This is a genomic window from Pedobacter changchengzhani (assembly GCF_004354365.1).
GTDB classification, from domain to species: domain Bacteria; phylum Bacteroidota; class Bacteroidia; order Sphingobacteriales; family Sphingobacteriaceae; genus Pedobacter; species Pedobacter changchengzhani.
The window spans coordinates 353,307-365,899 of the sequence record NZ_SJCY01000003.1 but is presented as its reverse complement, the minus strand read 5'-3'; the positions used below and the strand labels follow the sequence as shown (position 1 = coordinate 365,899).

Here is a 12,593-nt window from a genome sequence, read left to right as displayed (position 1 = left end):
CCTCCGTTTTTAAATTTACAATAGGTTCCTTTCATTAGAAAAGTTGAATTTGCTGTAAAGAATGATAAAATTGTCGTTGTTTTTCATCCAATAGATTCTCATCTAAATTGGTTTGTTTAACAAGCATACCCAACGCGTTAATTTTTCCTTCAAGGTTCGAAAACTTATTTACAACAATAATTTTATTATGTTCAAGCAGGCAAGAACCAGTTTTGAAAGTTCCTTTTTCATAACGAACCTTAAACCCAACTGCAAAAAGCAAGGCCTCTAATTTTTCTAAAGTATGGTTTGTTAAAGGTAAAGACATTACAACAAACTTATAAAAATCTACGGAGCATTCATGTATTCAAACCGTAAAAAGTTTAAACTTAGTACCGCCAATAATAACTCAAATTATTGCAAAACTTTAGTCAGTGGATTATAAAACTACTTTTTCCTTACCTCGTTAACATAATTTGCTATTAAAGCAAAAAAAGTTCAGCTGTTTCCAACTAAACTTTTTAATATTTCATCCCGCACTGCGGAAAAATTAATTATCTTAAATCTACCACTTCAACTCCAGGATATTTCTTCGCATCAAAAGCAAATGTAGACTCTGGAATTTTAGCATTTGGCGTAAATGCTTTAACGTTATACGTGTATTTGTTTCCATTTTTATCAAACAAAACGACTTTTGCAATTTGTTTAGCCACTTTATCGATGCTTAAGCGAACCTTGAAAATAGATTTTTTGATATCCGTTGGCGTCAAATCAATCATTTGATAAACTTTACCACCTACTTTTTCTTCGCCTGTGTACATGTACTTAAAACCTTTTTCGTAAACGGTAAAAATTTTAGCTGGGTTTATGGCATCGCCTGTATTATCTACATTATTCACCGTTACTTCTTTATCTTTTTTTAGATACGTCCATGTACTTTTACCATCACTAATTAAATCTTGGTTGGTCATGGCTACCTTGTACTTATTTGAATTGGCTTTTACATATAACGTACCTTGTTGCGTTTCCTTAACCTTCGCTTTCGGATTTTCCAAGGTAAAACTAAAATCAGTTTTAATCATATTATACGATTTATACTTCTTACTCACATCTGCCAAAATTGCTTTCGCTTTCGCATCTGTTTGCGCATAAACTGAAGTTGCAAATCCAATTGTAACCAATAATATTGAGATTATTTTTTTCATCTTGTTTTTTAAATTTCTTTTAAATGTTTAGATTAATTTTTCATCCAATGGTTTAATCTATTAATCTTTTTTGTTCATGTTATTCAAGAACTGTTCCAAAGAGTATTCATCAGGATATAAAACTTCTCTTGCTTTACTGCCTTCAAACGGCCCAACAATTCCTGCAGCTTCCAATTGATCGATGATTCTACCGGCCCTGTTATAACCCAATTTTAGCTTGCGCTGAATAAGCGAAGTTGAGCCCTGTTGGTGTAAAACGATTAATCTGGCCGCATCTTCAAAAAACTTATCGCGTTCGTTAGGGTCGAAATCTGCTTTACTTCCCTCACCAGCTTCATCTACATATTCTGGTAGTTGATAGGCATCAGAATAACCACGTTGATTGCCAATATATTCTGAAATCCGATCTACCTCAGGTGTATCAACAAAAGCACACTGTAGCCTGATTAAGTCGCTACCGGTTGATAAAAGCATATCGCCTCTACCAATTAATTGATCTGCGCCACCGCTATCTAAAATTGTTCTCGAATCGATTTTCGAAAGTACTCTAAACGCTAACCTTGCTGGGAAATTGGCTTTAATAGTACCCGTAATAATATTTACTGATGGACGCTGCGTAGCCAAAACCAAGTGAATACCAATTGCCCGCGCCAATTGTGCTAAACGTGCAATAGGTGCTTCTACTTCTTTACCAGCGGTCATCATTAAATCGGCAAATTCATCTACCACTAAAACAATAAAAGGTAAAAAGCGATGGCCATTATTTGGGTTAAGCTTGCGCTTGATAAATTTATCGTTGTACTCTTTTAAGTTTCTTACTTGTGCATCTTTCAACAAATCGTACCGTTGATCCATTTCGATACATAACGAATTAAGCGTGTTTACTACTTTTTTGGTATCGGTAATAATCGCATCAGCTTCACCAGGAAGTTTTGCTAAAAAGTGGCGCTCAATTCTATTAAAAAGCGTGAGTTCTACTTTTTTAGGATCGACCAATACAAATTTCAGCTGTGCTGGATGCTTTTTAAACAATAGCGAAACTAGAATTGCATTAATACCCACCGATTTACCCTGCCCAGTTGCACCAGCAACCAATAAGTGAGGCATTTTGGCTAAATCTGCAATATATACCTCGTTACTGATGGTTTTACCTAAAGCTATTGGTAAATCCATGGTATTTTGGGTCCATTTTTCAGTATTCAAAATACTCCGCATGGGCACCATTTCTGGGTGTTGATTTGGAACCTCAATCCCAATTGTACCCTTACCCGGCATTGGTGCGATAATACGAATACCTAATGCGGCCAAAGAAAGTGCAATATCATCCTCTAAGTTTTTAATTTTCGAGATTCGAACACCTGGCGCAGGGATAATTTCGTATAATGTAACCGTTGGGCCAATAGTAGCCTTAATCTTATCAATCTCTATATTATAATGGTTAAGCGTTTCTACAATTTTATTTTTATTTGCTTCCAACTCTTCGGCATTTACCGAAATTTTATTGGTTCCGTAGTTTTCTAATAAATCAATAGTTGGATATTTATAACCCGCCAAATCCAATTTCTCATCATAGTTACCAAACTGTTCTACCAAATCATCGGATTTCTTTTCTTCTTCGGTTTTTTCAATTGTAAAGGCAGGTTCTTTTTCGGGTTCTTCAATAGGTGGTTCTACAGTTAAAGGCAAAGAACTCGCAACCGTAACAACTGGTGCAATTGGTAAATTAGCTGCCAAAGGCGATAAAACTACTGCAGCAGGGATTTGCGTTTCTTCTTCTTCGCGCTCGAAACGGTTAGGTGTTAACACAACATTTTGCGCTAGGCGCTGATTATTTGTCGGTTTTGTTAGCGTATCTGCTGAAGAAGTGTCGCTATCAGCTACTTTTTGTCTATTTGCCTGTTCTCTAATATCATTTACATAATCGGGCGTTTCGGCGTCGATGTAAACTTCTTTTTTCCTTTCGGGAATTTTGAAATCGATGTTGTAGGCGATAATTAAAATACTTAAACCGGCGAACGCGATGATGCCAGCAACACCAGCCGCACCAACTTGTGCCGTCAGTAATTTATTAGTCCAATAACCAAACTCTCCCTCTAAATAATGTGGCGATTCGCCCATAAAACCATGTGCGAAACCTAAGGTTATAGAGATAAATAACAAAAAGAAAAAACTGTAAGCCAATGTTTTCGAAATGGATAAAATTTTAACTTTGAAAAGCAAACGGTATCCTATTATGAAAAAAGCAAGTACAAATAAGAACGATGCTATTCCAAACCATTCGTATATAAATTGATGGGACAGTAAAGCCCCAAATTTACCCAACCAATTTTGTACAATTGGCGAGCTTACACCCGATTCACGCAACTCATCAGCAGTTTTAAAAAAATTGTGCCATCCACCATTTGCATCAATTACATAGCTTTGATCATCTTGCCAAGTAAATAAATATGATGTAAAAGCAATTAAAAAATACAGTGAAGTAACGATAAAAAACAAACCAACTATTTTAATTGCTCGTCCGTTTTGTAAATCAAAATTAGGCAAATATTCACTTTTCTCCTTCGGTTTACGAGTAGAAGTAGATTTTCCCGCTACATTTTCCTCACCTCTTTCTTTGAATGTATTTGATTTAAACTGGTTACCCTTTGCCGACATCTTCTGTTGTAAGTTTATTAGTAAGCAAATATAAAACATATACTCATATCTATAACCAGTTTTATGCAACACCACCAAATTAAATAGCAAAAAGCTATTACAGTAACCCAAATACCGGTATTGAACAATCTTTAAAATATTTTTTCTTAATTAAACCAAAGTTTCAAATGTAAGTCTGACTATTAAACTACATTGTAGTTGCGTTTAGAAGTTAAATAAGAGTTTTTTAAGTTTTATCCCGTTTTGTCCAGCCGACAAAACGGGATTTTTTTATTATAAATAAATTGCTAATTTGAAACGATTTTAAAAACTAGATTTTTAGCATGAACATTACGCAGCTCGAAGAACAGATTGAAGCCGGAAATATACAGGCTGTTAAAGATATCCTATTACAAAACCCATCGCTGGCCCAACAAGTTACGTCGCAAAAAATATCGCCGTTATTACTTGCCTGTTATTATCAGAAGCAAGAAATTGCGAATATAGTTGTAGAATTTATCGATCATTTAACCTTGTTTGAAGCTTGTGCAGTTGGAAAATTTGATGACGCTACGTTATTAATTTTCCAACATCCTAATCAAATTAATTCTTTTTCTGACGATGGGTTTACACCTTTAGGTTTAGCGTGTTATTTCGCTCACGAAGATTTAGCTCGTTTTTTGGTACTGAAGGGTGCTGATGTAAACGTTTCATCTAAAAACGGGTTTAATGTTTTCCCAATCCATTCGGCTGTTGCCGCCAATAACATAAATATCACTAAAATGCTTTTAGATGCTGGCGCATATCCTAATGTATGTCAAAAAGCAGGTTTAACGCCTCTGCACACTGCGGCGCAAATGGGTAATATCGAAATAATTATTTTGTTGCTAGAACATGGGGCCGATGTTAGTTTGCGCATGGAAGGCGGAAAATTGCCTGCTGATTTAGCTTCAGAAAAGGGCTTTAACGAAATAGCAGAGATTTTACAGGTGGATTAAAGCCCCTAGCCCCCTAAAGGGGGAACTAAAAGCAAGATGGAAATAGCGAGTGTTTTATGCACTTCGGATGAAAATTCACTAAGCTTATTCAGTTATTAACGCTATACAGCTCCCCTTTAGGAGTTGAGGTTAAATGGAAGATGGAAATAGCGAGTGTTTTATGCACTTCGGATGAAAATTCACTAAACTTACTCAATTATTAACGCTACACAGCTCCCCTTTAGGGGTTGGGGGTTAAAGCTCAAAAACCCTTGATCTCATTTTCTTCATATACGACCTGATATCTAGTACGATAGCAGCTAAAAAATAGAAAAGTATAGGAAACCCTACCGCCAAGAATGACGAATAAATAAAAAATAGCCGTACTTTGGATGTGCTCATATTTAGCTTGTTCGCCAAATAAGTTGAAACACCAAAACTCTGTTGCTCGAAGTAGGTTATAATCCGTTGAAACATCTTGAATAATTTTTACAATAACCTTTAAGACAAATATTTATAAGAAAAAATTTACTGGAAATAATGTTTCTAAATTTAAAAATAATATTCGACAAATTTTTGAAAGATATTTATAAACCTTCTATTTTACTGCAAAATAAATTTTTCAAAATCCTGTTTGCCTTCATGCCTTAAAAACAGCGTTATCTTTTCTTCTAAATTAAAAAACTTTTGTTTAAGGGTCTTTTTGAATTTTTCAACGTCAACTTCATTATTCAAAATTAAAGTTAATGCATCAGCATTACCCCTAACTTCAACAATTTGGTTTGGAAAAAGATCTTTTAATTCGTGCGGAAACTCCATAATTATTTAAACTATTTTTTTGCCATAAAGTTTCGCAATTCACCATAATTTAGCTGTTATTGCTTTATAATTTTAATGCCAATGCCACAAGATAAACATTTTTTATGATTACAATATTGCTTTTTTAACTGTAAAATGCCTTGTGAAGTAAAAGCATTTTCTAACACTACACCAGCTTGAACAAATTTGTTCGTAATTGCGTTTTCTTCTGCCGGTAAGCTCTCTAACAATTGAATCGCTCTATTAATAAAATCTTGCGTGCCATTGTACTTACCATAAGCAAATAGGAATAACGCGAATGTATTGAGCAAAACATTATCGATAGATGTTTTCCCGATTTGTAAACTCACATCAGCAACCACCTTTTTAAAGTGATAATGGGTTTTCCAAAATGGATTTACAGGTAAGTTTTCGAACAGATTTCTTAGCACTTTTACATCCTTTATTTCAATTATTTTAGAGAGCAAATGATTGGAATTAACGATAAGCGCAGCAAATTGCGCCAACCGTAATGTTGGAAAGTTTTGTGGCCTCATGCGCATAAACTTCCAAACGGAAACTTCTACGGGTTTTATATCATATTTCTGTTGTAAAAACTGAAACTCTTTCTTCAATTGATTTGGATAATCTTCTTTAAAATCATCTTTTAAAAAACCCGAAGCGCCAAAAACGAGGGCTTCTATTTGCAACAGGTTATTTTTATGCTTGGCGTAAATGTTTTGAGGAATTGCTTTCGCAAAAAGCTCGAAGGGCAGGGCATTTACTTTAAAGCCAAAGTTTCTTGCCAGAAACCGATAAAATGTTTCGTCCCAATTACCATTAAGCTCTTCCAAAGTTTCTAAAACCGCGAGCGTTTTTTCTTCGAAACGTTCAATTAAAGTTCTAGAGAGAAATGATTTGATTATAAATGGATCAACAGATGCGATTTGAGCGCTACAAGGAAAATCATTAAGTGTCAAAAAAAGTGTTTCATATTTTTCGACGAGATCATTAGAAATCCTATTTTTCAACTCTAAAACAGGCAATAGCGTGCCATCAATTCTGTGTACATCTACATCATTTTCGTAAACAACGTGGAGAATTACATTTTCATAAGCTTTATCGTTTTGATGATTATGCTTGATCCAATCAGACGATTTTAAATGAATTTCGATGTTTCCTGCCCAAATCGTTTCGCCAATTTTAACTTTACCGTTGTTAAAATCCGGACCCGAATTTTTATTCCATAATCCCGAATGTACAATACCTAATTCAGCGCCATCAGAAGTTCTTAAATCATTAAAGTTAAACGATTTAAATTGCCAAACGTAATGTAGAAAGTCTTCCGGAAAATTCATTATTGAAGGTAATGAAATATTTCCTTAAGTTATAAATTTAAATATTGTGCTTCTTTTTTAAAGGTAAGATTTAAAAGAGTATGATAATTTTGTGAAAGTCAAAAAAAGCACGGCTATTTCTTACAATACTATCCAGTGTAACTAGGATTTAAAGCGAAAAACACCTAACTGTTGCTTGTAGGATTCCCGCCTACGCGGGAAGGACGCGAGAGTAAAGGAATATGCGGTTTAGAGCGCTCGTCATTCCCGTGAAAACGGAAATCCTAAGGCAAACGACAAACCTGTTAATTGCTTTAAAAGTTGCTTTATATGCGCTACCAAAGGAAGAAAATCCATATTCGAAAAATGATTACACGTAACTAGAGTTAAGCAACTTAAATAACCTGTCGCTTTTTATAATTCGTAATAAAAACCCCTACAATAATTAAAACAGTAGCAATAATTAAATCAATACTTACTTCTTCGTTAAGTATTAACCAACCCAAAAATATGGCGATAACGGTATTAAAATAAGTTAAAATGGAAACATCAGAAGCTGAAGCTCTTTTCAACGCGTAGTGATAACAGAAAAAACCCAATACCGAACCAAACACAGCTAAATATACCATCGCTAACATACTATGAGCACTCCAAGATGCAACAAGTGGCACACCAGAAAAAATATAGGCGATGATAAATTGTACAACCGCTGCAAATGCAAATTGGTAAAATAGATTTAGAAAAATATACTGAGGTTTTGCGCTGTGCTTTTTAGAATAAATTGTACCAAGCGTCCACCCGGTTACGGCTATACAAAGGGATATAATGCCATTTCGGTAACCAACATCAAACAAATCACTAATCCCATTTCTAAAAATAAATACAACACCCAAGAAACCAATTACGACACCAATAATGCCTTTTAAAGTCGCTTTTTGCAAACCAACTATCACGCAACCGATAAAAATTAGCAAGGGTGTTAAAGAATTTATTAATGAGGTTAATCCGCTCGGAATGGTCTTCTCGGCCACAGTTGTCATCCCATTTGCAATTACAACCATTAGTAAAGAAAGTATCAGCTGTCTTTTTAAATTCGACCATCCAATCCATTTAAATTCATTTTGTTTAATTAAAATTACTAGAATAACTAAACAAGCAATGGTTTGCCTTATTGCGGTAACATACCACGCAGGAATAGTTTGAACGGCGATTCGAATACCCAAATAGGTTGTGCCCCAAATTAATGCAACGCCTAAAAAAGCTAAAATTAGCTTAACATCTATTTTCGATTTCATTCTTTTATGTATCGAAAATTAATCTAATTTCATCTCTGGAATTTCACCTTCAACAATTAATTTACCTAAAGTAGATTGCTGTATAAATTCTACAGTTACACCGGGTGCTCTTTCTAAAAGTTTAAATCCACCTTCGGGTAAAATATCTAAAACAGCCAACTCGGTTACAATTTTTTTAATACACTTAATTCCCGTTAAAGGTAAAGTACAGTTCGGCAAAAGCTTGCTTTCTCCATGTTTGTTGATATGTTGCATGGCCACAATAATATTTTTTGCCGATGCTACCAAATCCATTGCGCCACCCATTCCTTTAACCATTTTACCGGGGATTTTCCAGTTTGCAATATCGCCATTTTCAGAAACTTCCATTGCGCCCAAAATTGTTAAATCTACTTTTTGAGACCTAATCATTCCAAAACTCATTGCAGAATCAAATATCGAAGACCCAGGCAACGTAGTAATGGTTTGTTTGCCTGCATTAATTAAATCGGCATCTTCTTCGCCTTCAAAAGGAAAAGGCCCCATGCCAAGTAAACCATTTTCAGATTGCAAAACAACATTTATACCTTCTGGAATATAATTTGCCACCAAAGTTGGAATGCCAATACCTAAGTTTACATAGTAACCATCTTTAATTTCTTTAGCGATTCGTTTCGCGATTCCTTCTTTATCCAACATTTCTATTCTTATTAACCACAAAGGCACAAAAGACACAAAGTAGTGCTTGAATTTTTTTTACCTATTTATTGTTCTTTAATGTTATTAATCCTTTAAACTAAAAACACAAGATGTGATTTTGAACCCCATCTTTATTCTTTGGTCTTTGCTCCTTAATCCCTTTTCCTCACTGTTACCTGCTCTATTCTTTTCTCGTAATTCTCACCCTGAAAAATTCGATGAACATAAATACCTGGTGTATGAATATGATCGGGATTTAATGCTCCCGCTTCTACCAATTCTTCTACTTCGGCGATGGTTATTTTACCTGCCATAGCCATAACCGGATTAAAATTTCTGCTTGTCGAGCGGAAAATTAAATTACCCGCGGTATCGCCTTTCCAAGCTTTAACCAATGCAAAATCGGCATTAAAAGCATATTCCAACAAATAATCTTTACCATCAAAATTTCTAATTTCCTTACCTTCGGCAACCTCGGTACCAACTCCGGCAGGTGTAAAAATTGCAGGCATACCATAACCTGCGGCCATACATCGAGTGGCCAATGTACCCTGCGGAATAAGTTCTACCTCCAGCTCGCCACTTAACAACTGTCGTTCAAATTCGGCATTTTCACCAACGTAAGAGGAAATCATTTTCTTAACCTGGTGCTGTTTTAATAATAAGCCAATACCAAAATCATCTACACCAGCATTATTCGATATACAGGTTATATTTTTTATCTTCTTCTTGACTAAGGCATTAATGCAATTTTCTGGAATGCCACATAAACCAAAACCACCAAGCATTATGGTAACACCATCCACAATATCGCGAATAGCTTCTTCGGCGTTAGAAACAACTTTATTGATCATAGCATGGATAATTTAGTTAGTGCTCAAAAATACACAAAACTATAGGCTTAGTAAAACTTAAGTTTCAAAATTCTATTTGGAATAAGTCTAAATAACTATTATCTTTGTATTGCGATGTTTGATGAAAAAGAAAATAACAGTTCGAAAATAATCCCTACCGATCCGGAATTTCAGAAAGGTATTGGATTTATTTTTAGTTGCATGGCAGATCATAAGAAATGCTGTGAAAAATACAAAAAGGGCAAGCGTTGTAAAAAATGTCCGAATAGTAAGAAATAAATTGTGTCTTTTATTTACTTTAGTTGTTTTTTGTAGCTTTAATTAGTTTCATTTTAATACTTTTTTGGGCGTTCGGGCGGGCTATCCGCTGTATCCCCGAAGAAAAATCGGGGGATGCCGCTCCTATCTCTAACGCAAGGAAAAACCATCAGTTTAAAACTCCAATCAAAATTTAAATTCGCTTAATTCAGATACACATACGTTATTCCATCTCCGCCCCTATCTGCATGCTCATCTTCCATCCTATTTACCTGACTATATTTTCGTAAATATTCCCTGATCATTTTCCGTAAAATTCCGTCACCTTTACCGTGGATAAGCTTAATAGATGGAAAACCAAGCATAACGGCTTTATCTAAATATTTCTCCACTTCAAAAAGTGCATCTTCAGTACGTTTTCCCCTTAAATCCAGTTCAGGCTTAAAGTTAGAAACAGCATCATTCATCCGCCCCGCGAAAGAACTACCTTGCACTACTTTCTTCGCTTGCTTATTGCTAATCTTTTGAACCCTATTTTTCTTTACGACCGAGCGTAAATCGCCCATGGCTAAAATTAAATCATTCCTGTTAATTTCCAATACCAAACCCGTGGTTTCGCTGTCGTTAAATTTTACATAGTCGCCAACTTCTATTTCGCCACCCAACACAACAGGCTGTGGTTTAGGCTTTTCGATTGGAGTATGGTTTTTAACCAGTTCCTTTTGTAAATTCTGCCTCAACTCTTTTGTCGCCACCTTGTCGGCTTGTTTTTCTTTAATTTCGGCAATGGTATTTTCTACTAACTTATTGGCATTTTTTATAATGGCTTGCGCTTCTTGCTTGGCTTCCTTTATTAAAATCTTTCTATTTTCATCTAAAAAGAGTTTAAGCTTCTCATTTTCGGCAACCAGATTTTTAGCTTTATTTTGTTGGTTTGCCAAACTCACTTTTGTATCGTAAACGTTTTTCTTTTCGCGTTCTAAATCAACCAACATGGTATCTACACGGTTTTGATTGGAACCAGTTTTTTGCCGAGCCAATTCAATAACCTCTTTTGGCAAACCAATATTTTGGGCAATTTCAAAGGCGTAAGAACTTCCGGGTTTACCCATTTCTAAAATATAAAGAGGCTTCATTTTGGAATTATCAAAAAGCATAGATGCATTTTCTAAACCAGGCGTATTACCCGCAAAAAGTTTAAGATTGGAATAGTGGGTGGTAATTACGCCCCTAACTTTCTTATTATTTAACACCTCTAAAACCGCTTCGGCCATTGGCCCACCAAACTGCGGGTCGGTTCCTGTGCCAAATTCATCAATAAGTACCAATGTTTTTGGCGATGCATGCTCTACAAAATACCGCATTTTAGTTAAGTGAGCGCTATACGTACTTAAATCACTTTCGATCGATTGGTCATCGCCAATATCAGCAAAAATGTTTTCAAAAATTCCAACTTCGCTCCTTTCATCAACAGGAATTAACAAACCTGTTTGCAACATAATTTGCAATAAACCAACCGTTTTCATGCACACAGATTTTCCACCTGCATTCGGCCCTGACACCAATACAATACGAGTTTCGGTATCGATATAAATATTTAAAGGCGTTACACTCTTCTTCTCTACCAACAAAGAAAGCGACAAAAGTGGATGCCTCGCATTAACCAACCTCGTTTTTGGTTCTTTAAGCAAAATCGGCATTTCGGCTTCAATATCTATCGCAAATAAAGCTTTTGCACGCACAAAGTCTAGCTTTGTTAAAAAACCGTGATAAGATAATAATAAAGGAGAAAAAGGGCGAAGATCTGAAGTTAAGGCAATTAAAATTTTTATGGTTTCTCTCCTTTTGTCAAATTCTAAATCGCGCAGCTTATTGTTTAGCGTAAATACTTCTTCAGGCTCAATATAAACGGTTTGTCCGGTTGATGATTCGTCGTGAATAAATCCTTTCAGTTTACGCTTATTTTCTGCCAAAACAGGGATACACATTCTACCATCTCTAATGGTTAAACTTCCATCGGCAACCCAATTATTTGCAACCGCTTGTTTATAAATAGAATCCATCCGCTTGCGCACATCTTGCTCGGTTTTAGCAATGGCACTGGTAATTTCTTGAAGTTCTTTTGATGCATTGGGTTTCATTTTGCCCTTCGCATCGATAACGGTTTCTATTTTACGAAGAATGTTTTTCTCTATCGGTAAATGTTCAAATAAAGCTTCTAAAGTGGGGTAGGTTTCTGCGCGTTCTTCGAAAAAACGAAGGACAGAAAATACGGTTTGCAAAGAGGTATAAACCTGAAACCATTCATCCTCTAGCAAATAAGTACCTTCTACCCTAATTTTTTCCACCAGAGATTTTATATCGAAAAACGAGTTTATTTGCAGCGGTTCTTGGTTCTCGATAATGCTTTTAAACTCGTTGGTTTGGCGCAGAAATTTATCAATCTGATCAAACCGATTAATTACTTGCATTTTTTGAACCATAGTTTGCCCCATTGTACTTAAACAATGCTTACTGATCAATTGCTTAATCTCTACAAATCCTAAACGCTCTAAACAATTTTCAGGGTATAACATAA

11 protein-coding genes are annotated in these 12,593 nt (G+C 35.4%); 1 reads left to right on the top strand and 10 read right to left on the bottom strand.

Translation table 11 applies throughout. From position 1 onward, the window contains the following. Positions 1-34: 34 nt before the first annotated feature. The 3 genes from EZJ43_RS06685 to EZJ43_RS06675 all read right to left on the bottom strand — a co-directional run bounded on the left by EZJ43_RS06685 (position 35) and on the right by EZJ43_RS06675 (position 3,839). Complete coding sequence (locus tag EZJ43_RS06685; RefSeq protein WP_133261909.1) at positions 35-307, bottom strand: hypothetical protein; 273 nt, start codon at positions 305-307, stop codon at positions 35-37. Between the two features lie 226 nt (positions 308-533). Further along, on the bottom strand, positions 534-1,184 hold the full coding sequence (locus EZJ43_RS06680) for a LolA family protein (protein WP_133261908.1): 651 nt from the start codon (positions 1,182-1,184) through the stop codon (positions 534-536). Between the two features lie 60 nt (positions 1,185-1,244). Beyond that, positions 1,245-3,839 carry an FtsK/SpoIIIE family DNA translocase gene (locus tag EZJ43_RS06675; RefSeq protein WP_133261907.1) on the bottom strand — a complete coding sequence of 865 codons (2,595 nt, stop codon included), beginning with the start codon at positions 3,837-3,839 and terminating at the stop codon, positions 1,245-1,247. A 323-nt stretch (positions 3,840-4,162) separates the two neighbouring features. Here EZJ43_RS06675 and EZJ43_RS06670 point away from each other — a divergent pair, with 323 nt between their 5' ends. Beyond that, positions 4,163-4,816 (top strand): ankyrin repeat domain-containing protein, encoded by a 654-nt coding sequence (locus EZJ43_RS06670; RefSeq protein ID WP_133261906.1) that lies wholly within the window; start codon positions 4,163-4,165, stop codon positions 4,814-4,816. Positions 4,817-5,050: 234 nt separating this feature from the next. On the opposite strand, the gene EZJ43_RS17465 is transcribed toward EZJ43_RS06670, so the two are convergent. From EZJ43_RS17465 to EZJ43_RS06635, 7 genes are all read right to left on the bottom strand, one after another. Then, a complete protein-coding gene (locus EZJ43_RS17465) occupies positions 5,051-5,272 on the bottom strand; it encodes a PspC domain-containing protein (protein ID WP_133261905.1) in 222 nt (73 codons plus the stop codon). Between the two features lie 126 nt (positions 5,273-5,398). Continuing rightward, on the bottom strand, positions 5,399-5,614 hold the full coding sequence (locus tag EZJ43_RS06660; protein WP_133261904.1) for a hypothetical protein: 216 nt from the start codon (positions 5,612-5,614) through the stop codon (positions 5,399-5,401). A gap of 56 nt (positions 5,615-5,670) precedes the next feature. Next, positions 5,671-6,951 carry a DUF2851 family protein gene (locus EZJ43_RS06655; protein WP_133261903.1) on the bottom strand — a complete coding sequence of 427 codons (1,281 nt, stop codon included), beginning with the start codon at positions 6,949-6,951 and terminating at the stop codon, positions 5,671-5,673. 374 nt (positions 6,952-7,325) lie between these two features. Then, entirely contained in the window at positions 7,326-8,225 is a 900-nt protein-coding gene (locus EZJ43_RS06650) for a DMT family transporter (RefSeq protein WP_133261902.1), read from the bottom strand. Positions 8,226-8,243: 18 nt separating this feature from the next. After that, positions 8,244-8,903 carry a CoA transferase subunit B gene (locus tag EZJ43_RS06645; RefSeq protein ID WP_133261901.1) on the bottom strand — a complete coding sequence of 220 codons (660 nt, stop codon included), beginning with the start codon at positions 8,901-8,903 and terminating at the stop codon, positions 8,244-8,246. A 152-nt stretch (positions 8,904-9,055) separates the two neighbouring features. Further along, positions 9,056-9,757: a CoA transferase subunit A gene (locus tag EZJ43_RS06640; protein ID WP_133261900.1), complete on the bottom strand. Its 702-nt coding sequence runs from the start codon at positions 9,755-9,757 to the stop codon at positions 9,056-9,058. Positions 9,758-10,218: 461 nt separating this feature from the next. After that, a complete protein-coding gene (locus EZJ43_RS06635) occupies positions 10,219-12,591 on the bottom strand; it encodes an endonuclease MutS2 (RefSeq protein ID WP_133261899.1) in 2,373 nt (790 codons plus the stop codon). Positions 12,592-12,593: the final 2 nt, after the last annotated feature.

Excerpts from the sequence above, each read along its gene's own strand:
- EZJ43_RS06635 (WP_133261899.1), bottom strand. The coding sequence starts at position 12,591 with ATGTTATACCCTGAAAATTGTTTAGAGCGTTTAGGATTTGTAGAGATT.
- EZJ43_RS17465 (WP_133261905.1), bottom strand. The coding sequence starts at position 5,272 with ATGTTTCAACGGATTATAACCTACTTCGAGCAACAGAGTTTTGGTGTT.
- EZJ43_RS06660 (WP_133261904.1), bottom strand. The coding sequence starts at position 5,614 with ATGGAGTTTCCGCACGAATTAAAAGATCTTTTTCCAAACCAAATTGTT.
- EZJ43_RS06655 (WP_133261903.1), bottom strand. The coding sequence starts at position 6,951 with ATGAATTTTCCGGAAGACTTTCTACATTACGTTTGGCAATTTAAATCG.
- EZJ43_RS06670 (WP_133261906.1), top strand. The coding sequence starts at position 4,163 with ATGAACATTACGCAGCTCGAAGAACAGATTGAAGCCGGAAATATACAG.
- EZJ43_RS06645 (WP_133261901.1), bottom strand. The coding sequence starts at position 8,903 with ATGTTGGATAAAGAAGGAATCGCGAAACGAATCGCTAAAGAAATTAAA.
- EZJ43_RS06640 (WP_133261900.1), bottom strand. The coding sequence starts at position 9,757 with ATGATCAATAAAGTTGTTTCTAACGCCGAAGAAGCTATTCGCGATATT.
- EZJ43_RS06685 (WP_133261909.1), bottom strand. The coding sequence starts at position 307 with ATGTCTTTACCTTTAACAAACCATACTTTAGAAAAATTAGAGGCCTTG.
- EZJ43_RS06650 (WP_133261902.1), bottom strand. The coding sequence starts at position 8,225 with ATGAAATCGAAAATAGATGTTAAGCTAATTTTAGCTTTTTTAGGCGTT.
- EZJ43_RS06675 (WP_133261907.1), bottom strand. The coding sequence starts at position 3,839 with ATGTCGGCAAAGGGTAACCAGTTTAAATCAAATACATTCAAAGAAAGA.
- EZJ43_RS06680 (WP_133261908.1), bottom strand. The coding sequence starts at position 1,184 with ATGAAAAAAATAATCTCAATATTATTGGTTACAATTGGATTTGCAACT.